Here is a 23,348-nt window from a genome sequence, read left to right on the forward strand (position 1 = left end):
AGCCTCCCAGCCCGTTAAATCATCAATAAACCTATATATATCAACTAGATATAAAGAAATTAGTTCGCACTAGCGACCAATTGCCGCCTTACTGAACACTCGTTTAGTATGGCCTCAGTCGCATCACCTCATTCCAATCAAAAATAATCCGAGGCCCCGCAATGACTACTCAACCTTCACTGCTCAGCCAGGTCGAAGCAGGCGTTGCCTGGATCACCCTCAACCGCACGGCTCAGCGCAACGCCCTTGACATCCCGACCCTGAAAAACCTGCACGCTTTGCTGGATGAATTCAACGCCGACCCGGCCGTTCGCGTTGTCGTGCTCACCGGCAGCGGCCGCAGCTTCTGCGCCGGGGCGGACCTCGCGGAGTGGGCTGAAGCCGAGGCCCGTGGCGATCTGGAAACCTATGGCTGGACCGAAACCGCCCACGCCCTGATGAGCCGACTGTACAGCCTGGAAAAACCCACCATCGCCGCCATCAACGGCACCGCTGTCGGCGCCGGCATGGACCTGACCTTGTGCTGCGACCTGCGCCTGGCCGCGCAATCGGCGCGGTTCAAGGCTGGCTACACCAGCATGGCGTACTCCCCGGACGCCGGTGCCAGCTGGCACTTGCCCAGGTTGATCGGCACCGAACAAGCCAAGCGCCTGCTGTTCCTCGATGAACTGTGGGGCGCAGACCGGGCCCTGGCCACCGGGCTGGTAGGCGAAGTGTGCGCCGATGAACAACTGCTCGACGTCGCCGGCGAACTGGCAACGCGCCTGGCCAACGGCCCGACCTTCGCTTTCGCCCAGACCAAGAAACTGATGCGCGAAGGCGCCCAGCGCGACCTGCCGCAGCAACTGCAAGCCGAACTGGCGGCCGGCCTGCTGTGTGGTCGCAGTGAAGACGGCGCAGAAGCCTTGCGGGCTTCCGTGGAAAAACGCCCGGCACGTTTCGTCGGCAAATAAGCCTGCACCACCCTCATACCCCGTGAACGAACAACAGGTAGCACCATGAATTTCCAACTGACCCAAGAACAAGAAATGTTGGTGGAAGCGGTACGCAGCTTTGTCGCCAAGGAACTGCTGCCCCACGAGGAAGCGGTCGACCGCGCAGACGAAGTCTCCCCAGAGTTGGCGGCGCAGATTCGCGGCAAAGCCATCGCCGCTGGTTTCTATGCTTTCAACATGCCGGAGGAGGTCGGTGGTGGCGGGCTCGACTACTTGTCCCAGGCGCTGATAGAGCGTGAGCTGTCGAAGGTTTCGTGGGCGCTGCACGTGTTCGTCGCACGGCCTTCGAAGATCCTCATGGCCTGTACGGGCAGCCAGATCGGCGACTACCTGCTGCCTTGCATCCAGGGCGAGAAAATCGACTGCTTCGCCCTGACCGAACCCGGTGCCGGGTCCGACGCCAATGCGATCAAGACCCGCGCCGTGCGCGACGGTGAAGACTTCATCCTGAACGGCAGCAAGCACTTCATCAGCCACGCCGGGCACGCCGATTTCGCCATAGTCTTTGCGGTTACCGACACCTATGAACACAACGGCCGCAAGCGCAACGCCGTGACCTCGTTCCTGGTGGATCGCGACACCCCGGGCATGACCATTCGCCGTGGCCCCAAGTGCGTGAGCAACCGTGGTTACCACACCTTCGAAATGTTCTTTGACGACTGCCGGGTGCCGGCCAACAAAGTGCTCGGCGAAGTCGGCAAGGGTTGGGAAGTGGCCAACGCCTGGCTTACGGCCGGCCGGGTGATGGTCGCCGCCAACTGCGTCGGCCAGGCCCAGCGCGCACTCGACGTATCGCTGCAATGGGCGGCGGATCGCAAGCAGTTCGGCCAGCCGATCGGCACGTATCAGGGCATCTCGTTCAAGCTTGCCGACATGGCCACGCAGATCCGCGCGGCGGAACTGCTGACCTTGCATACCGCGTGGAAAATGGACCAGGGCACCATGACCGATGGCGAAGCCGGCATGGCCAAACTGTTCGCCAGCGAAGTGCTCGGACGCACCGCCGATGAGGCGGTGCAGATATTCGGCGGCATGGGCCTGATGGATGAAGGACCGGTGGAGCGCATCTGGCGTAACGCGCGGATCGAGCGCATCTGGGAAGGCACCTCGGAAATCCAGCGGCACATCATTTCCCGTGAACTGCTGCGGCCGCTGTTGCGCTGATCGTCCTGGAGAATTCCCATGTCGCAGACTATTCGTGACAACCTCAAGCGCCTGCTTGCCCCACGCCATTTGGCATTCGTCGGCGGTCGCAGCATGGCCCGTGCGCTCAAGCGCTGTACCGAAGGCGGCTACCAGGGGCAGATGTGGCTGGTGAACCCGCAACATGAAAGCCTCGAAGGTGTGCCCTGTGTGCACAGCATTGCCGAGCTGCCCTGTGGCCCGGACGCGGTGTTCATCGCGACCAATCGTGAGCTGACCCTCACCGCCGTGGCGCAGTTGGCCGCGAAGGACGCGGGTGGCGCGATCTGCTACGCCTCCGGATTCGCCGAGACCGGGGCGCAAGGCCAGGCCTTGCAGCAACAGCTGCTGCAGGCAGCCGGCCAGATGGCCTTGCTCGGTCCCAATTGCTACGGCCTGCTCGACTACTTGCACAGCTCGGCCCTGTGGCCGGTGGCTCATGGCGGCAAGCCAGTGGAGAAGGGCGTCGCCGTGCTGACCCAGAGCGGCAACTTCGCCTACAACCTGTCCATGAGCGACCGTTCACTGCCGGTGGCCTACATGGCATCGGTGGGTAACCAGGCGCAACTGGGCGTCGCCGAATTGATGGACGTATTACTCGATGAGCCGCGGGTCACGGCCATCGGCCTGCACCTTGAAGGGCTGAAGAACGTGCCGGGTTTCGCCCGCGCCGCGCACAAGGCGCTCGAAAAGGGCATTCCGATCATCGCGCTGAAAACCGGCGTGTCACAGATCGGTGCCGAACTGGCCCTCAGTCACACCAGTTCGCTGTCGGGTTCCGATGCGCTGTACGACAGCCTGTTTGCGCGCTTGGGCGTCATCCGGGTCAGCGGGCCGGTGAGCTTCGTCGAAACCCTCAAGGCCGCCGCTTGCGGAAAACTCCCCGCAGGCGACAGCCTGATCGCCCTGGCCTGTTCCGGTGGTGACGCTGGCCTGATTGCCGACTACGCCGAACGCAATGATCTGACGTTGCCCAAGCTCGACGACACCCAGCGTGAAGAACTCGCGCAGGTGCTGCCCAGCTACGCCAACCTGGTCAATCCGCTGGATTTCACCACTGCGATCTGGGGTGACGGCGAAGCCTTGAACCGCATGCTCGACAGCGCCCTGCGGACCGAGGCCGACGCGGCCATGCTGGTGCTCGATTATCCGGCGGAATCGACCGGTGAACGCAAGGAATGCGACCTATTGCTTGAGCTTTATTGCGCCGCGCTGGTGCGTCACGGCAAGACCGGTTTTGTCACCTCGGCGTTCCCCGAGCTGCTGCCGGCCAGCGCCCGCGAGCGCCTGCATGCCCAGGACGTGGCGGCGCTGCAAGGGGTCGAAGATGGCCTGGCTGCCTGGGGCCGCATTGCCGGTTATCAGCGTAATCGCCAGGCACTGCTGGCGCTCGGCGAGTCGGCACTGGTACCGCTGTGCCCTCGAGCTTTGACGGGTGAAGGTCGCCTGCTCAACGAGTGGGATTCGAAACAGGCGTTGCGCGCATTTGGCCTGCCGACGCCCAAGGGTGTGCTGAGCACGCCGGCGAATGCACTAGTCGATGCCAATGGGTTGGGTTACCCGCTGGTGCTCAAAGCCGTCAGTGCACAACTGCCCCACAAAACCGAGGCCGGTGCAGTCGCGCTCAATCTGAAGGACGCCGCCGCTCTGAGCGCCGCGTTGCAAAAAATGCACGCGAGCATCGCCGATTACGCTCCGCAAGTGCCCTTCGATCAGGTGCTGCTGGAACCCATGGCCACGCCGCCCCTGGCTGAACTGATCGTCGGCATCAAGCGCGAAAACGACTTCGGCCTCGCGTTGGTTATCGGCGCCGGTGGCATTTTGGTGGAGCTGCTCAAGGACAGTCGCAGCCTGCTGCTGCCGACCACCGACGGCGCCATTCGCCGCGCGGTGCTGAGCCTGCGCAGCGCCGGTTTGCTGCAAGGTTTTCGCGGCCGTGAAGCGGCCGACCTGGACGCGCTGGTGGCGGCGATCCGCGCCGTGGCGGACTACGCCTGCGAAAACGCCGACGCCCTGCTGGAACTCGATGTGAACCCATTGTTGGTCGGCGCCCACGGCACGACTGCGGTCGATGCGTTGATTCGCCTCGGCCACGAGTGAGGATATGAACATGCAAACCAAGACATTGACCGGTGGCCAGGCCCTGGTGCGATTGCTGGCCAACTACGGCGTCGACACCGTGTTTGGCATTCCCGGCGTGCATACGCTGGAGCTGTATCGGGGCCTGCCGGGCAGCGGCATTCGCCATGTGCTGACCCGGCACGAACAGGGTGCCAGCTTCATGGCCGACGGTTATGCCCGGGTCAGCGGCAAACCGGGCGTGTGCTTCATCATCACCGGGCCGGGCGTGACCAACGCGGCGACCGGCATCGGCCAGGCGTACGCCGACTCGATTCCGATGCTGGTGATCTCCAGCGTCAACCACACGGCCAGCCTCGGGAAGGGCTGGGGCTGTCTGCACGAAACCCAGGATCAGCGCGCCATGACTGCGCCGATTACCGCGTTCTCGGCGGTGGCGTTGAGTGCCGAGGACCTGCCCGAATTGATCGCCCGCGCCTATGCCGTGTTCGACAGCGAACGCCCGCGCCCGGTACACATTTCGGTGCCGCTGGACGTGCTGGCGGCGCCAGTGAATCGCGACTGGAGCAACGACGTGGTGCGGCGTCCGGGACGCGGCCCGGCCTCGAACACGGCCATGGAACACGCCGTGACCAAGCTGCAAAACGCCAAGCGACCGATGATCATTGCCGGTGGCGGTGCCCTGCACGCCACGCAGGAGCTGCAAACCATCAGCACCCGACTGGCCGCGCCGCTGTTCACCAGCGTCGCCGGCAAAGGGCTGTTGCCACCGGATGATCCGCTCCACGCCGGTTCGAGCCTGTGCCTCGAGCCCGGCTGGAACCTGATCGCCGAAGCCGACGTGGTGTTGGCGGTCGGTACCGAAATGGCCGACACCGATTTCTGGCGCGAGCGCTTGCCGTTGACCGCCGAACTGCTGCGGGTGGACATCGATCCGCGAAAATTCAACGACTTCTATCCCTGTGCGGTGGCCCTGCAAGGCGACGCGCAACAGACGCTCGCCGGCCTGCTGGAGCGTCTGCCCGCCACCGACCGTGATGCCAACGCAGCAATCGCCAGCGTCGCGAAACTGCGTGATGCGGTGAAGAACAGCCACGGCCCGTTGCAGTCGATTCACCAGGGCATTCTTGAGCGCATTGCCGCCGAGCTGCCGGACAACGCCTTCATCAGCACCGACATGACCCAGTTGGCCTACACCGGCAACTACGCCTTCAACAGCCGCGCCCCGCGCAGCTGGTTGCACCCGACCGGCTACGGCACCTTGGGTTACGGCCTGCCGGCCGGCATCGGCGCCAAGTTTGGCGCGCCCAATCGGCCGGGCCTGGTGCTGGTCGGCGACGGTGGTTTCCTCTACACCGCGCAGGAACTGGCGACGGCGGTCGAGGAACTGGACAGCCCGCTGGTGGTGTTGCTGTGGAACAACGATGCCCTGGGGCAGATCCGCGACGACATGCTCGGCCTGGACATCGAACCCATCGGCGTGTTGCCGCGCAATCCGGATTTCGCCGCCCTCGGGCGGGCGTTCGGCTGCACCGTCACCCAGCCGCAAAGCCTGGCCGAGTTGCAGACCGATCTGCGCCATGGCTTCAAGCGTAACGGCGTCACGCTGATCGAGCTCAAGCATGCCTGCGCGCATTGATTTTCATTTTTTTGGCTTTTAAAAAGGAGCAGGCCATGCGTTTTTCCGATCTGACCCAACGAATCGCCGGTGACGGCGCCGCTGCCTGGGACATCCATTACCGCGCGCTGGCGCTGCAGGAACAGGGCGAAGACATTCTGCTGTTGTCCGTGGGCGATCCGGATTTCGACACCCCGGTGCCGATTGTCCAGGCGGCCATCGACAGCCTGCTCAATGGCAACACTCACTACGCCGACGTGCGCGGCAAACGCACCCTGCGCGAAGCCATTGCCAGGCGGCACCAGCAACGCAGCGGCCAGGCGGTGTCGGCCGACCAGGTCACGGTGCTTGCCGGTGCCCAGTGCGCGCTGTTTTGCGTGGCCCAGTGCGTGCTCAATCCAGGCGATGAAGTGATAATCGCCGAGCCGATGTACGTGACCTACGAAGCGGTGTTCGGGGCCTGCGGTGCGGTGGTGATCCCGGTGCCGGTGCGGCCCGAGAATGGCTTCCGGGTATTACCCGAAGACGTTGCGGCGCGCATCACCCCGCGGACTCGCGCGCTGGCGCTGAACAGTCCGCACAATCCATCTGGCGCCAGCCTGCCGCGCACCACCTGGCAGGCACTGGCCGGGCTGTGCATCGACCATGACCTGTGGTTGATTTCCGATGAGGTCTACAGCGAATTGCTGTTCGAGGGCGAGCACGTCAGCCCGGCCAGTTTGCCGGGCATGGCCGAGCGCACCGCGACGCTCAACAGCCTGTCGAAATCCCACGCCATGACCGGCTGGCGAGTCGGCTGGACGGTGGCGCCGCCGGCGTTGGCGGAGCACCTGGAAAACCTCGCGCTGTGCATGTTGTATGGCTCCCCCGAATTCATTCAGGACGCTGCCGTGGTGGCGCTGCAAAGCAACCTGCCGGAGTTGCAGGCCATGCGCGATGCCTATCGCCAGCGACGCGATCTAGTCTGCGCCAGCCTTGCCGACTGCCCCGGCGTGCGCCCCCTGACGCCCGATGGCGGGATGTTCGTGATGGTCGACATACGCGAAACCGGGCTCAGCGCCCAGGCATTCGCCGACCGTCTGCTCGACCGCCATGGCGTCTCGGTGCTGGCCGGTGAAGCCTTCGGCCCCAGTGCCGCCGGGCATATACGCCTGGGCCTGGTGGTGGGGGCAGAACACCTGAGTGACGCCTGCCGGCGCATCGCCCGCTGCGCCAGTGAACTGATGGAGACCCGACACTATGCATGATTACACAGCGCTGTTTATCGATGGCCGCTGGCAGGCGCCGTCAGGGCAGGGCGTCGCCCAGGTGATCAACCCGGCGACCGAGACCGCCGCCGGTTCAGTGCCGCTGGGCGATGAACGGGATGTCGACAGCGCGGTAGCTGCGGCTCGGCGTGCCTTCGGTTCATGGTCTCGCACACCTTCAAGCGTGCGCGCCGGCTACATCCGCGCGCTGGCCGGGCAATTGCGCGAGCGTGCCGACGAAATGGCCGCAGTGATCACCGCGGAACTGGGCATGCCGGTGCAGTGGTGCCGTGCGGTCCAGGTGGACGGGCCCATCGAGGGGCTTGAGCAATACATCGAACTGGCCGGCCTGATGGATGAAGTCCGCGAGGTCGGCAACTCATGGGTGGTGCGCGAGGCGGTGGGCGTTTGCGCGTTCATCAACCCTTGGAACTACCCGCTGCATCAGTTGATCGGCAAACTGGCGCCGGCGCTGGCTGCCGGGTGCACCGTGGTGGTCAAGCCGAGCCAGGAAACACCGCTGCATGCGTTCTTCCTGGCGCAGATGATCGAGGAAATCGGCTTGCCTGCGGGGGTGTTCAACCTGGTCAGCGGGCCGGGTGCGAAAGTCGGAGAAGCGCTGGCCAGGCATCCGGACGTGGACATGGTGTCGTTCACTGGCTCCACCGGCGCTGGCGTTCGTGTGGCCCAGGCGGCGGCGCCGTCGGTCAAGCGCGTGTGCCTGGAACTGGGCGGCAAGTCGCCGCTGCTGATCGCCGAGGATGCGGACCTGGCCGCAGCGGTGCGCTATGGCGTTCAGGACGTGATGATCAACTCTGGCCAGACCTGCACTGCACTGACCCGCATGCTGCTGCCGGCGAGCCGTTACGCCGAGGCTGTGGAAATCGCTATCGCCGAGGCCCAAAGCTTGCGCATGGGCGATCCGCTGGACCCGCAGAGCTTCCTTGGGCCGATGTGTTCTGCGGCCCAGCGGCGCACCGTGCGCGACTACATCCAGGTCGGCCAGCAGGAAGGCGCACGGCTGGTGCTCGGTGGCGAGACTGGCGAATTCGAGCGCGGGTTCTACGTCAGTCCGACGCTGTTCGCTGACGTCGACAACCGCATGCGCATCGCCCAGGAAGAAATCTTCGGGCCGGTGCTGTGCCTGATTCCGTACGCCGATGAAGCGCAGGCGATCCACATGGCCAACGACTCGCCTTTCGGTCTGTCCAGCGGCGTCTGGACCGGCAGCCGGGAGCGGGCCCTGGGGTTGGCCCGGCAGCTGCGTGCCGGGCAGTGCTTTCTGAACGGCGCGGCGTTCAACTATCAGGCGCCATTCGGTGGCTACAAACAGTCAGGCAATGGTCGTGAATGGGGGGAGGAAGGACTCAACGAATTCATCGAAGTGAAGGCGATCCAGGTATGACTCCCCCCAACGTGCCAGCATTCAAGGAATACCCATGAAAGTATTGATCGTTCACGCCCATCCCGAACCCAACTCGTTCACCGCAGCCCTGCGTGACCAGGCTGTCGCGACACTCCAGGCCCAGGGGCACGAGGTCAAGGTCAGCGATCTGTACGCGATGAACTGGAACCCGGTGGCCAGCGCCGATGATTTTTCCTCGCGGGACAATCCCGACTACCTGGTGTATGCCCTGGAGCAACGCCTGGGCGTCAAGAGCCAGTCCCTGGCGCCGGATATCCAGCAGGAACTCGACAAACTGCTGTGGGCAGACCTGCTGATCCTCAACTTCCCGATTTTCTGGTTCTCCGCACCGGCCATGCTCAAGGGCTGGATCGATCGGGTGCTGGTGTCCGGCGTGTGTTATGGCGGCAAGCGTTTTTACGACCAGGGCGGTTTGAGCGGCAAGCAGGCACTGGTGACAGTCACCCTCGGCGGGCGCGAGCACATGTTCGGCGAGGGCGCGATTCACGGTCCGCTGCAAGACATGCTGCGTCCTATACTGCGAGGCACCCTGGCCTACGTCGGCTTCGACGTGCTGCAACCCTTTGTCGCCTGGCACGTGCCTTACATCAGCGACGAGGCCCGCAAGGGTTTCCTGCACGATTACCAGCAGCGCCTGGAGCACCTGAGCGACGAGCAGCCACTGACGTTCCCGCGCCTGGCGCAGTTCGATGAGGCCCTTTATCCGCTGCCCGTGTGAGTGCACGTCACGCCGCTGGCGTTCATGCCGATGGACGCCAGGCCCCAGGTCTTTCTACACTGCCCGCAGTTCAGGGGACCAGGGGGCAATGGATGAATCGCAATGAGCTACGCAAGGCCGACATCAACCTGATGGTGGTGTTCGAGACATTGATGCTCGAACGCAACGTCACGCGCGTTGCCGAAAAGCTGTTTCTCGGCCAACCGACCATCAGTTCGGCGCTCAACCGCCTGCGTGCGATGTTCAACGACCCGTTGTTCATTCGGGTCGGCCATCGCATGGAACCCACCGCACGCGCCGAAGAGTTGATCAAGTATCTTTCGCCGGCCCTGGATTCGCTGTCGATCGCCCTGAGCCTGACCCACGATTTCGATCCCGCAGTCAGCACCATGACCTTCCGCATTGGCCTGTCGGATGACGTCGAATTCGGCCTGCTGCCGCCGCTGTTGCGGGCCCTGCGCCAGGAAGCGCCGAAAGTGGTGTTCGTGGTGCAGCATGTCGACTACTGGCGCATTCCCGACTTGCTGGCGTCTGGCGACATCACCGTCGGCATCAGCCAGACCCGCGGTCTGCCGGCCAACGCCAAGCGCAAATTGCTGCGGCACATCCAGCCCAGCATCCTGCGCGCCGATGCGTCCGACACCCCGCTGACCCTGGACGAATACTGCGCGCGTCCCCACGTGCTGGTGTCCCACACCGCCAACGTCAGTGGCTACGCTGATGAATGGCTGGCAGAGATCGGCCGCACCCGCCAGGTCGTGCTGTCCGTGCCGCAATACAGTTCCTTGCCCGCGCTGCTGGCAGGCACCGACCTGATCGCCAGCCTGCCGGACTACACGGCCGAAGCCATGGCCGCGTCCGGTGCACTGTTCAAAGAGCCATTCCCGTTCAAGACTCCGACCCTCGACCTGTCGATGGTCTGGCTCAGCCACGTCGACACCGACCCTGCCGAACGCTGGTTGCGCAAACGCCTGGAAACCTTCATGAGCGCGACCGATCTTATGCCCCCAGCGCCGTGAGCCCGCAAACTCTGTGCTATACGTACGACCCTTGCGCCACTTCAGAGAGCATTCGACATGCCCCACCTGCACATGGAATACACCGCCAACCTGCCAGGCCTGAACGCCGACGTCGCCTTGATCCGGCTGAACAATACCTTGGTGGGGTCTGGCCAGTTCGCTGCCGAATTCGACATCAAAAGCCGCGCGATCAAGGTCGAGACCTTTAAGGTCGGCACCGCCATGGCCGAGCGTGGGTTTGTGCATGTGAAACTGGCGCTGCTCAGCGGGAGATCACCGCAGATCAAGAAGCAACTGTCGGAGAGCCTGTTGGCAGTGGTGCAGGATTTGTGCGAATGGCCAGCCGGTGTGGAAGTGCAGTTGTGCGTGGAGATTCTGGATATTGATCGGGAGTCTTATTCGAAGACGGCGGTTGGGCACTGATTGAGTTGGAGCTGTCAGCCAGTTATCTCCACTTGGGATTGGAACAGGCTCACCCATCACAGTGTGAGCCCTGGTCCTTGCGCTACTTGCTCTGACGGTCACATGCCAGATCGATCTGCTCGCGTAACCAGGCATTAGCGCCATCCTTCTCCATTCCCTGATGCCACTGCATATTCAGGCAAAAACCTGGTAACCCCACCGGCGCTTCGCAACACCCAAACCCGCCATCGCCAGCAAGCGCCTGTTGAATACTCTTCGGCAACATCACCACGAACTCCGTCCCCTTGATCATCTTCAATGCCGCGCCATAACTGTTGGCCCGCGCTACGATCTGGCGGCTGCGCCCCTGTTGTGCCAGCCAGCCGTCGACCATGTTGCTGCTGGAAGTCCACGGGGTGGGGAACACGTGGCGGCGTTCGACGAGTTCGTCCAGGCTCAACCGGGGCTCGCCGGGGGCGGCGGGTTTGTCGAAGACGCAGACCAGTTGATCTTCCAGCAGCGTCGCCGACTTGATGTCGCCGTGGCTGCGATGGAAGTTCGGGCCGAAGCAGATCACCAGGTCGAGGCTGCCGTCGCGCAGGGCCTGGGCCGGGATGTCGGATTCGAGTTTGTGCACGTTGACGGTCACCGGCCAGTCAGCAAACGCGAAGTGCTTGAGCAGACGTGGCAGGATCAGTTGTTCGAAATATTCCGGGGCGCACAGGTTGAAGGTGGTTGGCCGCAGGGCGGGGTCGAAGGTCGTTGCGCCGGCGTGGCACAGGTTGATGTGTTCGAGGACTTTCAACACGTGCGGGTACATGCGGTCGGCTTTGTGAGTGGTCTGCATGCCGGAACGACTGTAAAGGAACAACTCATCGGCAAAAGCCGCGCGTAGTTTCTTCAGGCAGTAACTCACCGTCGACTGGCTGACGCACAGGGCTTCGGACACGGCGGTGACGTTGTGTTGCTGGTACACGGCAACGAACACCATGAGGTCCTGCATGTCGAGCTTTCTAAGTACGTTGCTGTTGAGCATCCATTGCGTCTCGCAGTCCTTGTTGCGCAGGTGGGCGCAACGGTCTGCGAAGGATCCTAACGGATCGACGGATTCAGGAGAATCGTCCTTCAGTGAATGTGTCGAGCGTAGTGCCGGGGATCGAAGCGCAGGACCATCAGGATCATCAGCGCCACGACGGCAGTCAGGCCCCACCAGGCCCACTCGAAGCTGCCCAGATGATCGCGAATCATACCCGCGAGCAGTGGCGAGACACCGGCGATCAGGTAGCCGATGCCCTGCACGAACGCGGTCAGGCTTCCCGCACGTTGCGGGTTGTCCAAGTGGTCCATGGACACGATCAGGCTCATTGGAAACAGCCCGCCAATGCCCAGCCCCAGCAGGCATGGCCACATCAGGCTCAAGTGCTGCGGGCCGAGGATCAGGCCGCAGAAGCCGGCCATGATCAGTCCCAGCAACACCACCAGCACCAGGCGGCGGTCACGGCTGCGGTTGGCGATGGCCGGGGTGGCCAGGCCGGACAGCACTTCCATGGCTGTCAGGAAACCCAGAAGCAAGCCGGCGTCCTGTTCGCTCCAGCCTTTTTCCACATAGTACGGCGCCAACCAGGCCAGCACGCAAGTGTAGGACGCGGTGCCCAGGCCGAAGAAGATGGCGAGCAGCCAGGCGCGGGAATTGTTGAAAAAAGACTGCCTGGTGGCCGACTTTGATTGGATCAGCGATTGCTGCGCGGGCTGTGCCATCCAGAAAATCAGGGCGACCACCGCGAGCGCGGCCCAGACTGCCAGGCCGACTCGCCAGCTACCGGTGCGAATCATCACCAGCGGGGCAAAGGCGGCGGCGATGGCCGCGCCGCCCATGATCGAGGTGACATAGAGGCCCATGCACAGGGCGACGTTGTCCCTGAAACGCGACTTGATCAGGGCTGGCATCAACGCCTGAATCAGGGCAATGCCCACGCCTGCCAGCACGGCGCTGAGAATCAGTTCGGCTGCGGAGTCGAGGAACAGTCGTGATGCGGTAGCCACACCGATGATCAGCAGGGAAAGGAACACGGTCCGTTGTTCGCCCAGGCGCTGGCTGACGCGGATGCCGAAGAACATGGCCACACCCATCGCCATCACCGGGAGCATGGTCAGCAGCGACGCCAGGCTGAAACTCAGTTCAATGTCCCCGCGAATCGCCGACAGCAACGGGCCGATGGCGGCCATGGAGGGGCGCAGGTTGAGCGCAACCAGGACGATGGCAAACATTAGTAGAAGGGCGGGGCGGGCGGTGGCGCGGACGGTTTCCATGGATCGGACCTTGAATGAGCAGGTGCCGATTAAGCCGGCGCGAGTTGGCGGGCGGCAAATCAGAAAGTCGTCTTTGGTATTTGGAAACTAAATAGTGCTGATTGTTTAGCCAACCCACACCCAAGGTTCTTCAAATGCCGATTTAATACCCCAACCACCCGTGTGACGCTGCTGTCATCTGTTTTGCACGGTTTGTCCTATGGACGGTTGCCCCGTCACACTTCCTTCCGAACTGGCCTTCTGGGCGCTGTGGCACTGCCGTCACGCGCGCCCGCCGGATTTCTGCGTTCTGCGTTGATTCATCAATAACCGGTCCCGGCACGTTTCGGGATCAATCGGGCAGCGCGTGCGCGCTTGCCTGACACGCAAACAAGAGAAATCCCATGAGCAGTGCCACGACCGCCTTCGCCACACAGCAGGAAGCCCTGACCTTTCTGGAACAGAATCCGGACATCGAGATGTTCGAGCTGTTTATCCTCGACAACAATGGAGTACCACGGGGCAAGTTGTTGCACCGCGATGAGCTGCTGGCGGTGTACGCCACTGGCCGCCCGCTGCCGAGCACTATCCTTGGCCTGACCATCAATGGCGATGACGTGGAAAACTCCGGGCTGGTGTGGGACGTGGGTGACATCGATTGTCGCGCCTACCCGGTCAGCGGCAGCCTGACGCGCATGCCATGGCGCTTGATTCCGACGGCGGCGGTGCAGGTCAGCATGCACCCGACCGAAGGAATGCCGGCGACCATTGCCGACCCGCGGCATCTGCTGGCCAAAGTAATTGAGGGCTTGCAGGCCGACGGTTATTACCCGGTGATGGCGGCGGAACTGGAGTTTTATCTGCTGGATCAGCAGCGCGACGGTAACGGACGCCCACAGCCGGCGCGGGACGTCGACGGCGGTCGCCCACGGGGTACTCAGGTCTATGGCCTGCGCGAGCTGGAGCAGATTGAACCGTTCCTGGCCGATCTCTACAGCGCCTGTAAACTCCAGGGCATTCCGGCGCGCACGGCGATTTCCGAATACGCGCCCGGGCAGGTGGAAATCACCCTCGAACACCGCACTGATGCGCTGCAGGCCATGGACGAAGCGGTACGCTACAAGCGGCTGGTCAAGGGGGTGGCGCACAAGCACGGGATGACGGCGTGTTTCATGGCCAAACCGTTCGATGACCTGGCGGGCACCGGGATGCACATGCACGTCAGCCTGGCGGACTGCGAGGGTAACAACCTGTTTGCCAGCGAAGCGGCGGACGGCACGCCGCTGCTCAGGCATGCGGTCGGCGGCATGCTCAGCACCTTGCTGGATTCGTTGCTGTTGTTTTGCCCGAATGCCAATTCCTATCGCCGCTTTCAGACCAACAGCTACGCGCCGCTGGCTGCTACCTGGGGCGTGGACAATCGTACGGTCAGCTTGCGCGTGCCCGGCGGCCCGGCGTTTTCCCGGCATATCGAGCATCGCATTTGTGGCGCTGATGCCAACCCGTACCTGGCGGCGGCGGCGATCCTGGCCGGTATCCATCGCGGCATTCTTGAAAAACTCGACCCCGGGGCACCGGTGGAAGGCAATGGCTATGCCCAGGCCAAGGAATTACTCCCCACTGACTGGCTGACCACCCTGCGCGCGCTGGAAGCGTCGAGTTGGGCGCGGGAGGCGTTCGGTCCTGAATTCCTCGGGGTCTACCTGGCGGTCAAGCGTGCCGAGTATCGGCAATTCATGGGCGAGGTCGGCGAACAGGATTGGCGCTGGTACTTGCACCAGGCCTAAGGGCAGGCTGAATCATTCTCAAATAGGCTGCAAGTTTGATCAATGTGCCATTAGCCAACTAATCGTTGGCTAATTTTTCACAAAAAATTGATGGTTGGCTGCCTAGAGTTAATGTCGCCGGGATAAATGATTTTTTCACATTTTTCCCGGGCGCCTCTCTTCAGGAACTGCCGACATCATGTTGAAGTTAAAAGCCGTTCGCCCCGAGTGGGTGACACTTGCTGCCAGTGTCTTTTTATTAACAGGTTTTAATTTCGTACTGTGGCAGCACCTGGCCGAGATCACCGCCAACGACGGCCAGGGGCTGGCGATGCGGATCGCGTTCGGGGTGATGATCCTGGCAGCCTTCAACATCGTGCTGACATTGCTGGCGTTTCGGCCTGTCCTGAAACCTGCACTGACGCTGATCTTCCTGTGCAGCGCCGGGGTAGCGTACTTCATGAGTCAATATGGCGTGCTGATGGACATTGGCATGCTGCGCAACTTTGCCCAGACCAACGCAACGGAAATTCGCGATTTACTGTCAAGTAAGTTGCTGGCTTATATGTTGTTGCTTGGGGTTTTACCCTCCTGGTTGTTGTGGAAGTTGCCTGTCAATTATCGGCGTTGGCACCGCGAGCTATTAAGCAAAGGGTTGGTGAGTTTGGCGTCGGCTGCGGTCATTGGAGCGATTGCGCTTATTAACTATCAAGGCCTGTCCTCATTGTTTCGCAACCACCACGAATTACGCCTGATGGTGGTGCCAAGTAATTATATTGCTGCCTCGCTTGGCTTTATTAAGGAGCAGGTTGCGACGGCACAGCGCCCCTTTGTGAAGATTGGCGAAGACGCCCAGCGTAATCCTGCCTGGCAAACCCACGGCCGCAAATCCCTGACGGTGCTGGTGGTGGGCGAAAGTGCCCGGGCGGAAAACTTCGGCATTCTTGGCTACGGTCGCGATACCACGCCCAAACTTGACAAGGAGGCGGGCCTGATCGCATTCACTGATGTGCATTCCTGCGGCACTGAAACGGCTGTCTCCGTGCCGTGCATGTTTTCCAACATGGGCCGCAAGGGTTACAACGCAAGCCAGGCAAAAAGCGAAGAGGGCCTGCTGGATGTGCTCAAGCGGGCAGGGCTGGACGTCATCTGGCGTGACAATCAGTCGGGATGCAAAGGCACCTGCGACCGCGTCACCTTTGAAGACGTCAGCAATCTGCAGACGCCCGGTTTATGCGCCAGCAGTGAATGCCGCGATGAAATCCTGCTGCAGGGCCTGCAGCATTTCATCGACTCCCTGGACAAGGACACCGTGCTGGTGCTGCACCAGATGGGCAGCCATGGCCCGGAATACTTCAAGCGTTACCCCAAGGAATACGAACACTTCACCCCTGTTTGCGAAAGTAATGCGCTGAACAATTGCAGTCGCGAAAGTATCATCAATGGCTACGACAACACCTTGGTGTACACCGACCATGTACTGTCTTCGCTGATCGACGTATTGCGCAGCAATCAGGACAAAGTCGACACGGCGATGCTCTATCTGTCGGATCACGGCGAATCTCTGGGTGAGTACAACCTGTTCCTGCATGGCACGCCTTACATGCTCGCACCGGACCAGCAAAAGCATGTGGCGATGCTGGCCTGGTTCTCCGACAGTTATCAAAAGTCGTTTTCGGTGGACACCCACTGCCTGCAGCTAAGTCGTGACAAACCCCTGAGCCAGGACAACCTGTTTCACTCGATGCTGGGCCTGCTGGAGGTCAACAGCAAGGTCTACGACCAGGACCTGGATATGTTTGCCGGCTGTCGCGGTGCGGTGATCGATGGAGTGCTGGCCAAACAGTAGGACAAGCGAAGCGGCCTGCACCCCGTAAACCTCCGCCCGTCAGACATTTCTTGCCGTCATGTACATCTTTTCGCTAAAGCTCTTGTTCAGTGGAGGCGCGGAAATCGCCGGGGGCGATATATACTGCGCGCCATTCTTCAAGGGAGAGCCGTGTGGCCATCGATATTCACTGGATTCGCGACAACGATAGCCTCGGTCGCTTTTGCGCCGAATGGCAGCAACTGCCCTACGTTGCCCTCGACACCGAATTCATGCGGGTCGACACCTTTTACCCGATTGCAGGCCTGCTGCAGATCGGCGATGGCGTACGCGCTTACCTGATTGACCCGTTGACCATCGACAACTGGCAGCCGCTGGCCGCATTGCTGGAAAACCCGGCGGTGGTCAAGGTGGTGCACGCGTGCAGCGAAGACCTCGAGGTGTTGCTGCGCCTGACCGGCAGCCTGCCGGCGCCGCTGTTCGACACTCAACTGGCGGCCGCGTACCTGAACCTGGGTTTCTCCATGGGTTATTCGCGGCTGGTGCAGGAAGTGCTGGGGATCGACCTGCCCAAGGGCGAGACTCGTTCGGACTGGCTGCAACGTCCGCTTTCCGACACTCAGATCAGCTACGCCGCGGAAGACGCCCTGCATCTGGCGGAAGTTTTCGTACGGCTGCGTCCGAAGCTGTCTGAAGACAAATACAACTGGGTTCTGGAAGATGGTGCCGAACTGGTCGCCAACTTGCGTCGCGAGGTCGATCCGTACGAGGTCTACCGCGAAGCCAAGCTGGCCTGGAAGCTGTCCCGTGCCCAACTGGCCGTGTTGCGTGAATTGTGCGCCTGGCGCGAGCGCGAAGCCCGCGCCCGTGATCTTCCGCGCAACCGCATCGTGCGCGAGCATTCCTTGTGGCCGCTGGCGCGCACTCAGCCGGACAGCCTGGGCGCGCTGGGCAAGATCGAGGACATGCACCCGCGTACCGTGCGTCAGGACGGCGAGTTTCTGCTTGATCTGATCAAACGCTCAGGCAGTGTGTCGCCTGATCAATGGCCGCCTGCCGTGCCTGAACCCTTGCCGGTGGAAGCCGCCGCGCTGGTCAAGCAACTGCGTGCGATCGGCCAGGCCGAAGCCGAACGCCTGAACATTGCGCCGGAACTGATGCTGCGCAAGAAAACCCTGGAAGCCTTGCTCAAGAGCGGCTTTCCCAATGGTCCCTACCAATTGCCTGATTCGCTGCGTGGCTGGCGCCGCGAATTGATGGGCCAGGCGCTGCTCGACAGCCTGGCCACCGCCGGAGAACAGCCTTGAAACGTATTTGCTCCATTTATCGAAGCCTGAAAAAGAACGAGATGTATCTGTATGTGCTCAAGAGCGATGCCCTGGAGCGCGTGCCGGAGAGCCTGATGGCGGCGTTCGGCAAGCCGCACCACGCGTTCGACCTGGTGCTCACGCCTGAGCGCAAGCTGTCGCGCGAGGACATCACGGTGGTGCTGGAAAACCTCGACAAACAGGGTTACCACCTGCAAATGCCGCCCGCCGAAGACGAGTACATCGAGCACCTTCCGGAAGAGTTGCTGCGACGCAACGACCCGATGTAATCGGCCAAGGCGGCGAGCTTCCCTGAAACACTGGAATTGATATCTGGCGATGACCGCGCGATGGAGGCTGACTCCAGCGGCGGTTGTCCGCACTGTTTTCGAAAGGTTTGAACCATGCGCGTTCTGATTGCTGAACACGACCATCCTGTGTACGCCCAACTGTTGCGCCAGGCCGCGCCTGAGCTGGAAGTGCTGACCAGTGGTGACTCCGCCGAACTGGCTAGCCAGGCTGCCGACTGTCCGGTCTGGCTGGGCCAGCCGGATCTGCTGGCGAACCTGCTGCGTCAAGGTCACCAACCTCAGTGGCTGCAGTCGACCTGGGCGGGAATCACACCGCTGCTCGCCGACGGCTTGCCACGGCACTACCGTCTGACCCGGGCGGTGGGGATTTTTGGCCAGGTCATGGCCGAGTACGTACTTACCTATCTGCTGGGTCACGAGCGCGAGGTGCTGCCGCGCCTGGTCAGCCAGGTCGAGCGCAAGTGGGACAGTCGCCAGGGCCAGAGCCTGGCGGGTCGCAAGGTGTTGATCGTCGGCACTGGCGACATCGGCCAGACCGTTGCCCGTTTTCTGCAGCCCTTTGGCGTCGAGTCGTACGGCATCGCCAGCGAAGCCCGCGAGCAGGCACCATTTGTCGAGGTCGGCACCCTGTCGGACCTGCCTCGGCTGGTGGGTGAAATGGATTACGTGATCAACCTGTTGCCGAACACGCCTCACACCCACGATCTGTACGATGCTGCGCTGTTCAAGCAATTCAAGCCCACCGGGTTGTTCCTCAATGTGGGTCGTGGAGTCGCGGTAGTCGACGCCGATCTGGTGGAAGCCTTGAAGGAAGGGCATCTGGCCGGCGCGGTCATCGACGTCTGCCGCCAGGAGCCATTGCCGCAGCGGCATCCGTTCTGGACAGCGTGGGGCTTGCTGCTGACCGGCCACAGCTCGGCACCGACCTCACCTTCGATGATGGTGCAACTGTTCGTCGAGAATCTGCGGGCGTACCGGGCGGGCGAAGCGTTGCGCGGGGAAGTGGATTTCAGTCGCGGGTATTGAGTCGTCTCCGAAAAGGTCGCAGCCTGCGGCAGCTCCTACAGGGCCATGTGTTGTACACCTGTAGGAGCTGTCGCAGGCTGCGATCTTTTGCTTTTAGAGGGTGAAATCACCCTCAGCCGCCAACTCGGCCAACGGCCGACGCGGGCTTGGCAACTCGCGTGCCTGCAGGTATTCCGCCAGGGTCGCCTTGTCCCCCAACTTGCCCACAGCCACCGCCGCGTGCAGGGCATAACCCTCGGGGATGTTCAGTTCCTTGCGGGTCAGCGCCTGGTCAAACCCGGCCATGCCGTGAGTGTGCCAACCGCTGATGCTCGCTTGCAGGGCCAGATGCCCCCAGGCCGAACCGGTGTCGAACGTGTGCCACAGCGCCGGGGTTTCTTCACTGGCGCCCGGGGCGGTGAAGCTGGTCTTGGAGATCACAATGATCAGCGCCGAGGCATGTTGCGCCCAGCTGCGGTTGAATTCGTTCAGCAGGCCGAGGTAACGCTCCCAGTTTGGCGTGTCGCGACGTGCGTACAGGAACCGCCACGGCTGCGAATTGTAGGCCGAGGGCGCCCAGCGTGCGGCTTCGAAGAAGCTCAGCAGCGTTTCCTCGGGAATGGCTTCGCCGGTGAATGCGCGGGGCGACCAGCGGTCGGTGAACTGTGGGTGGATAGCGTAATCGGCAACACGCGGGTTGGCACTCATCGACAGATTCCTTGCTTGGTATGAAAGTGGGCGACGCAAAACCCTACGTGGCGGCGTCAAAACTGACAAGTGAGTTCTACCGGCAGTCGCCAATGCTTGGCCCGCAGGGCCTGTGGCACTAGACTGGCGGCCTTTTCACCACCTGATGTCGATGCTCGAACCATGGCCGCCAAAGTCGAACCGTTCTGGATAAGCAAAACCCTCGATCAACTCGATCAAGAGGAATGGGAATCGCTGTGCGACGGCTGCGGCCTGTGCTGCCTGCAAAAACTCGAAGATGAAGATGACAACAGCGTCTATTACACGCGAATCGCCTGCAAGTTACTGGATTTGAAGACCTGCCAGTGCAGTGATTACCCGAACCGTCGAGCATCGGTGCCAGACTGCATCCAGCTCACGCCTGGCAAGGCCGACGAGTTCAAATGGCTGCCACCGACCTGCGGTTACCGCCTGGTCAGTGAGGGCAAGGACCTGCCACTCTGGCACCATCTGGTCTGCGGTGATCGCGATGCGGTGCACCATGAACGCATTTCACAATCAGGGCGCATGCTGGCCGAAGGCAGCGTGGCCGAAGACGATTGGGAAGACCATCTGATTTTCCGCGCGGGTTGATTGTCCGCTCGCCACAAGGAGAGTGTATGGCTGTGGGATTGCGCCTGGCGTTGGCGGTGGGGCTGCTGGCCCTGAGTTCATCGGTGTGGGCGGCGAAGAAAGTCGATCTCGATTACCACGTGCGCCTGTTGCCGCAAAGCGACCAGGCCGAGGTGCGGCTGACACTTGCCCAGGGTTCGGCCGTCCGAAGCCTGGATTTCGACCTGGGCGATGGCAGCCATTACAGCGACTTCAAGGCCGACGGCCAGTGGCAACTCGTGCCGGGCAAGCACGCGCGCGGCATCTGGCGACCGGCTGCCGACAAGTCCAGCCTGACCTATCGCGTGCGCATCAGCCATGGTCGCAAGGGCGGCAGCCTCGAGACGCGCATGACGCCCACCTGGGCGCTGATGCGCGGCGACGATCTGGTGCCCGCCGCCAGGCTCGATCAGCAGGACGGCATCGAGCTGGTGTCGCGTCTCGAGTTCGAGTTGCCGACGGGCTGGAACAGCGTGGAGACCGCCTGGCCGCGGATCGGCCGGAACAAATTCCGCATTGATAACATCTCCCGGCTGTTCGACCGACCCACAGGATGGATGCTCGCCGGCCACTTGGGGACTCGTCGCACGCGGCTTGGGGAAACCGAGGTCACGGTGGCGTCCCCTCAGGGACAGGGCATGCGGCGTATGGACGTGCTGACGCTGCTGACGTTCATCTGGCCCCAGGTCCAGGCGGTGTACCCTCGGCATCCGACCAAACTGCTGATCGTCGGCGCCAGTGACCCTATGTGGCGCGGCAGTCTGGCGGCACGTGAATCCATATACCTCAACTCCCGGTTACCGCTGGTCAGCGAAAGCGGCAGCAGTGCACTGGTGCGCGAGTTGGCCCAGCTGTTTGCACGCATCAATGATAAGCAGCGCAGCGACTGGATCAGTGAGGGGTTCGCCGAGTACTACGCCATCGAACTGGTGCGCCGGGCGGGCGGCATGAGCGATGAGCGGTATGCCAGCTTGCACAAAAAACTGGCGCGAGAGGGCGAGAAGGTGAAGACCCTGCGCGGCGAGCAGGTCGATTCGGCGCAGATTGGCAGGGCGGTGTTGCTGCTGGGGGAGCTGGACCAGGAGATACGCATCAAGACCCGCAACAAGCGCTCGCTGGACGATGTGCTGCGCGGGGCGATGCGATTGGAAAGTGTAGATACCAGGGAATTTGTGCAGTTGGCCGAGAGTGTGATTGGCGAGCCTTCCAGCGTTCTGGATATTGGGTTACTCCACTAAGTCAAAAGATCGTCCAAACGCGGCCCGACCCTCCGGCAGCTCCTATAGGTATCGAGTCGTTCTCACATCTTGTATACGACTGGTTACTGTAGGAGCTGCCGGAGGGTCGGGCCGCGTTCGGACGATCTTTTGTCCTTAAACCCCAGTCTTCGGAGAAACCAGCGAATCATTGCCAGTCACAGTAGCCGTACTGGTCGCTGCCTCGGCATTCTTCTTCAACTGGGTCAATTCTTGCCCGGCGCGCTCGATCTTGGCCCGCACGTTGTTCATGTCCTGGCGACTCTTTTCCAGCAGGCTCTTGGCCGAACTGTGGCCGGTGATACCACGGGCCAGGGCCACGCCGCCGATCGCCACCTGGATCAAACCAAAAATCCCGCCGCGACGCAGGCCTTTGCCCATCATCACCACGCCACCGGCCAGTGAGCCGATGCGTTCCCAACCGTGAACGTTCTGCTCGGGGTAGGTTTGGAACGGGGTGGATTCAATGCGCTGTACGCGTTTGAGTTCGCTCATGATCTGTCTCCTGGCTGGATGGACTGCTTCAAGAATAGATAATTAAGCTGACTGCCATCGCGGGCGGCTTGTTCCATTGGATGTGCAGCAATTTAGCGGAATTTCGCCCCGGAGCGGGTGTTCAGGCCTTTAGCCATGCGGTCGTAGAGCACCACGTTTACGGTTGCTGCGAGGTTCATGCAGCCGGTTGTCGGGATGTAGACCACGTCTTCACACCAGTCACGTATCTCCTTGTCCAGCGAGCCGTCTTCCGGGCCGAAGATGTACAGGGCGCGATCGGGATGGGTGTACTCAGGCAGGGCGCGGGCACCTTCGACCAGTTCAACCGCAACCGGGACGCAACCCAGGGGCAGGATTTTTTTCAGGTCATCGATGCCAATCAGCGGGATATCGTAGTGGACCCGCTTGGTGTCGGTGACGAAATCAGCGGCGCGTTCATAGCGCTTGCCGGTGTAGAAAACCGAGGCCACGCCATAGCAGCCGGCGGCGCGCATGACCGATCCGACGTTTTCCGGTGACTTGGGGTTATACAAACCAATGCAGCTGTACCGTTTGTCTGCCACGAGCGGGGTGCCTTCGGGAAAAAACGGCGATTATACGGGGATTGGGGCAGGGGTGCTGGTTTGGAGCACTGTGGTGGACGGGCTTGCTCGCGAAGGGGCCAGCCCAGTCTATGACTGCCTTCAGTCTTCCTTCTTCATCAACCCTGCCAGCGCCGCGAACGGGTTGTGAGTCGCCTTGGCAATCTTCGGCGAGCTCAACGAACCTTCGCTGAAATACTGCTGGTCGGTGTACCGCGAGTGCTCATTGTCATGGCAATACAGGCACAGCAGCTCCCAGTTCGAGCCATCCTGGGGGTTGTTGTCGTGGTTATGGTCACGGTGATGCACGGTCAATTCGCTAAGGCGCTTACCGGAAAATTCTCGGGTGCAGCGGCCACACACGTGCGGGTACATCTTCAGGGCCTTGTCGCGGTACCCCATTTCCTTGTCGCGCTGGTTATCGGCGAGGATGCGGTCCAGCTTCGAGGTGTTGGTCGGGGTTGTTGACGAACTCATGGGTTCACC

The 23,348-nt window shown here is 61.9% G+C and carries 22 protein-coding genes; 16 read left to right on the forward strand and 6 right to left on the reverse strand.

Annotated features, from left to right (window positions below):
• Positions 1-161: 161 nt before the first annotated feature.
• From HYI44_RS06570 to HYI44_RS06610, 9 genes are all read left to right on the forward strand, one after another.
• A complete protein-coding gene (locus HYI44_RS06570; protein WP_225569018.1) occupies positions 162-953 on the forward strand; it encodes an enoyl-CoA hydratase/isomerase family protein in 792 nt (263 codons plus the stop codon).
• 45 nt (positions 954-998) lie between these two features.
• Entirely contained in the window at positions 999-2,159 is a 1,161-nt protein-coding gene (locus HYI44_RS06575) for an acyl-CoA dehydrogenase family protein (RefSeq protein WP_122837838.1), read from the forward strand.
• A gap of 18 nt (positions 2,160-2,177) precedes the next feature.
• Entirely contained in the window at positions 2,178-4,277 is a 2,100-nt protein-coding gene (locus tag HYI44_RS06580) for an acetate--CoA ligase family protein (protein WP_225569019.1), read from the forward strand.
• A gap of 10 nt (positions 4,278-4,287) precedes the next feature.
• Positions 4,288-5,895: a 5-guanidino-2-oxopentanoate decarboxylase gene (locus HYI44_RS06585; protein WP_225569020.1), complete on the forward strand. Its 1,608-nt coding sequence runs from the start codon at positions 4,288-4,290 to the stop codon at positions 5,893-5,895.
• Positions 5,896-5,930: 35 nt separating this feature from the next.
• Positions 5,931-7,121, forward strand: coding sequence for a pyridoxal phosphate-dependent aminotransferase (locus HYI44_RS06590; protein ID WP_225569021.1), 1,191 nt, complete (start codon positions 5,931-5,933; stop codon positions 7,119-7,121).
• Positions 7,114-8,526 carry an aldehyde dehydrogenase family protein gene (locus HYI44_RS06595; RefSeq protein WP_225569022.1) on the forward strand — a complete coding sequence of 471 codons (1,413 nt, stop codon included), beginning with the start codon at positions 7,114-7,116 and terminating at the stop codon, positions 8,524-8,526. The genes HYI44_RS06590 and HYI44_RS06595 overlap by 8 nt, the downstream gene beginning before the upstream one ends.
• Before the next feature lie 34 nt (positions 8,527-8,560).
• Positions 8,561-9,265 carry an NAD(P)H-dependent oxidoreductase gene (locus tag HYI44_RS06600; RefSeq protein WP_122837842.1) on the forward strand — a complete coding sequence of 235 codons (705 nt, stop codon included), beginning with the start codon at positions 8,561-8,563 and terminating at the stop codon, positions 9,263-9,265.
• A gap of 92 nt (positions 9,266-9,357) precedes the next feature.
• Entirely contained in the window at positions 9,358-10,284 is a 927-nt protein-coding gene (locus HYI44_RS06605; protein ID WP_122837843.1) for a LysR substrate-binding domain-containing protein, read from the forward strand.
• Positions 10,285-10,341: 57 nt separating this feature from the next.
• Complete coding sequence (locus tag HYI44_RS06610) at positions 10,342-10,707, forward strand: 5-carboxymethyl-2-hydroxymuconate Delta-isomerase (RefSeq protein WP_225569023.1); 366 nt, start codon at positions 10,342-10,344, stop codon at positions 10,705-10,707.
• Positions 10,708-10,789: 82 nt separating this feature from the next.
• Here the strand turns inward: HYI44_RS06610 and HYI44_RS06615 are convergent, their stop codons facing one another.
• Both HYI44_RS06615 and HYI44_RS06620 read right to left on the reverse strand, forming a co-directional pair.
• Positions 10,790-11,722: a LysR family transcriptional regulator gene (locus HYI44_RS06615; RefSeq protein ID WP_225569024.1), complete on the reverse strand. Its 933-nt coding sequence runs from the start codon at positions 11,720-11,722 to the stop codon at positions 10,790-10,792.
• An 89-nt stretch (positions 11,723-11,811) separates the two neighbouring features.
• Positions 11,812-12,996, reverse strand: a complete 1,185-nt coding sequence (locus HYI44_RS06620) for a cyanate transporter (RefSeq protein WP_225569025.1) — start codon at positions 12,994-12,996, stop codon at positions 11,812-11,814.
• Positions 12,997-13,379: 383 nt separating this feature from the next.
• Between HYI44_RS06620 and HYI44_RS06625 the strand changes: the two genes are divergently transcribed.
• The 5 genes from HYI44_RS06625 to HYI44_RS06645 all read left to right on the forward strand — a co-directional run bounded on the left by HYI44_RS06625 (position 13,380) and on the right by HYI44_RS06645 (position 19,213).
• Complete coding sequence (locus HYI44_RS06625; protein ID WP_225569026.1) at positions 13,380-14,762, forward strand: glutamine synthetase family protein; 1,383 nt, start codon at positions 13,380-13,382, stop codon at positions 14,760-14,762.
• Between the two features lie 178 nt (positions 14,763-14,940).
• Complete coding sequence (locus tag HYI44_RS06630; RefSeq protein WP_225569027.1) at positions 14,941-16,590, forward strand: phosphoethanolamine transferase; 1,650 nt, start codon at positions 14,941-14,943, stop codon at positions 16,588-16,590.
• Between the two features lie 152 nt (positions 16,591-16,742).
• Positions 16,743-17,876 carry a ribonuclease D gene (gene rnd, locus HYI44_RS06635; protein ID WP_122837849.1) on the forward strand — a complete coding sequence of 378 codons (1,134 nt, stop codon included), beginning with the start codon at positions 16,743-16,745 and terminating at the stop codon, positions 17,874-17,876.
• Positions 17,873-18,166: a YcgL domain-containing protein gene (locus HYI44_RS06640; protein ID WP_008036150.1), complete on the forward strand. Its 294-nt coding sequence runs from the start codon at positions 17,873-17,875 to the stop codon at positions 18,164-18,166. The genes rnd and HYI44_RS06640 overlap by 4 nt, the downstream gene beginning before the upstream one ends.
• Before the next feature lie 114 nt (positions 18,167-18,280).
• Positions 18,281-19,213: a D-2-hydroxyacid dehydrogenase gene (locus HYI44_RS06645; RefSeq protein WP_225569028.1), complete on the forward strand. Its 933-nt coding sequence runs from the start codon at positions 18,281-18,283 to the stop codon at positions 19,211-19,213.
• 93 nt (positions 19,214-19,306) lie between these two features.
• Here HYI44_RS06645 and HYI44_RS06650 read toward each other — a convergent pair whose 3' ends face one another.
• Positions 19,307-19,900 (reverse strand): nitroreductase family protein, encoded by a 594-nt coding sequence (locus tag HYI44_RS06650; RefSeq protein WP_045058737.1) that lies wholly within the window; start codon positions 19,898-19,900, stop codon positions 19,307-19,309.
• A gap of 162 nt (positions 19,901-20,062) precedes the next feature.
• Between HYI44_RS06650 and HYI44_RS06655 the strand changes: the two genes are divergently transcribed.
• Positions 20,063-20,512, forward strand: a complete 450-nt coding sequence (locus HYI44_RS06655; RefSeq protein ID WP_045058736.1) for a YcgN family cysteine cluster protein — start codon at positions 20,063-20,065, stop codon at positions 20,510-20,512.
• Positions 20,513-20,538: 26 nt separating this feature from the next.
• Entirely contained in the window at positions 20,539-21,768 is a 1,230-nt protein-coding gene (locus HYI44_RS06660) for a hypothetical protein (RefSeq protein ID WP_225569029.1), read from the forward strand.
• 135 nt (positions 21,769-21,903) lie between these two features.
• Here the strand turns inward: HYI44_RS06660 and HYI44_RS06665 are convergent, their stop codons facing one another.
• The 3 genes from HYI44_RS06665 to HYI44_RS06675 form a co-directional block, all read right to left on the reverse strand.
• On the reverse strand, positions 21,904-22,281 hold the full coding sequence (locus tag HYI44_RS06665) for a DUF2892 domain-containing protein (protein ID WP_225569030.1): 378 nt from the start codon (positions 22,279-22,281) through the stop codon (positions 21,904-21,906).
• Between the two features lie 92 nt (positions 22,282-22,373).
• The gene (locus HYI44_RS06670) at positions 22,374-22,844 is read right to left on the reverse strand and encodes an RNA methyltransferase (protein ID WP_045058733.1); all 471 of its coding nucleotides are present in this window, start codon (positions 22,842-22,844) and stop codon (positions 22,374-22,376) included.
• A gap of 120 nt (positions 22,845-22,964) precedes the next feature.
• Positions 22,965-23,339, reverse strand: a complete 375-nt coding sequence (locus HYI44_RS06675) for a YajD family HNH nuclease (RefSeq protein WP_045058732.1) — start codon at positions 23,337-23,339, stop codon at positions 22,965-22,967.
• Between the last annotated feature and the right edge of the window lie 9 nt (positions 23,340-23,348).

This window comes from Pseudomonas sp. Y24-6 (genome assembly GCF_020295325.1).
In the GTDB taxonomy this organism is placed as follows: Bacteria; Pseudomonadota; Gammaproteobacteria; order Pseudomonadales; family Pseudomonadaceae; genus Aquipseudomonas; species Aquipseudomonas gregormendelii.

Excerpts from the sequence above, each read along its gene's own strand:
- HYI44_RS06570 (WP_225569018.1), top strand. The coding sequence starts at position 162 with ATGACTACTCAACCTTCACTGCTCAGCCAGGTCGAAGCAGGCGTTGCC.
- HYI44_RS06575 (WP_122837838.1), top strand. The coding sequence starts at position 999 with ATGAATTTCCAACTGACCCAAGAACAAGAAATGTTGGTGGAAGCGGTA.
- HYI44_RS06580 (WP_225569019.1), top strand. The coding sequence starts at position 2,178 with ATGTCGCAGACTATTCGTGACAACCTCAAGCGCCTGCTTGCCCCACGC.
- HYI44_RS06585 (WP_225569020.1), top strand. The coding sequence starts at position 4,288 with ATGCAAACCAAGACATTGACCGGTGGCCAGGCCCTGGTGCGATTGCTG.
- HYI44_RS06590 (WP_225569021.1), top strand. The coding sequence starts at position 5,931 with ATGCGTTTTTCCGATCTGACCCAACGAATCGCCGGTGACGGCGCCGCT.
- HYI44_RS06595 (WP_225569022.1), top strand. The coding sequence starts at position 7,114 with ATGCATGATTACACAGCGCTGTTTATCGATGGCCGCTGGCAGGCGCCG.
- HYI44_RS06600 (WP_122837842.1), top strand. The coding sequence starts at position 8,561 with ATGAAAGTATTGATCGTTCACGCCCATCCCGAACCCAACTCGTTCACC.
- HYI44_RS06605 (WP_122837843.1), top strand. The coding sequence starts at position 9,358 with ATGAATCGCAATGAGCTACGCAAGGCCGACATCAACCTGATGGTGGTG.
- HYI44_RS06610 (WP_225569023.1), top strand. The coding sequence starts at position 10,342 with ATGCCCCACCTGCACATGGAATACACCGCCAACCTGCCAGGCCTGAAC.
- HYI44_RS06615 (WP_225569024.1), bottom strand. The coding sequence starts at position 11,722 with ATGCTCAACAGCAACGTACTTAGAAAGCTCGACATGCAGGACCTCATG.
- HYI44_RS06620 (WP_225569025.1), bottom strand. The coding sequence starts at position 12,996 with ATGGAAACCGTCCGCGCCACCGCCCGCCCCGCCCTTCTACTAATGTTT.
- HYI44_RS06625 (WP_225569026.1), top strand. The coding sequence starts at position 13,380 with ATGAGCAGTGCCACGACCGCCTTCGCCACACAGCAGGAAGCCCTGACC.
- HYI44_RS06630 (WP_225569027.1), top strand. The coding sequence starts at position 14,941 with ATGTTGAAGTTAAAAGCCGTTCGCCCCGAGTGGGTGACACTTGCTGCC.
- HYI44_RS06645 (WP_225569028.1), top strand. The coding sequence starts at position 18,281 with ATGCGCGTTCTGATTGCTGAACACGACCATCCTGTGTACGCCCAACTG.
- HYI44_RS06650 (WP_045058737.1), bottom strand. The coding sequence starts at position 19,900 with ATGAGTGCCAACCCGCGTGTTGCCGATTACGCTATCCACCCACAGTTC.
- HYI44_RS06655 (WP_045058736.1), top strand. The coding sequence starts at position 20,063 with ATGGCCGCCAAAGTCGAACCGTTCTGGATAAGCAAAACCCTCGATCAA.
- HYI44_RS06660 (WP_225569029.1), top strand. The coding sequence starts at position 20,539 with ATGGCTGTGGGATTGCGCCTGGCGTTGGCGGTGGGGCTGCTGGCCCTG.
- HYI44_RS06665 (WP_225569030.1), bottom strand. The coding sequence starts at position 22,281 with ATGAGCGAACTCAAACGCGTACAGCGCATTGAATCCACCCCGTTCCAA.
- HYI44_RS06675 (WP_045058732.1), bottom strand. The coding sequence starts at position 23,339 with ATGAGTTCGTCAACAACCCCGACCAACACCTCGAAGCTGGACCGCATC.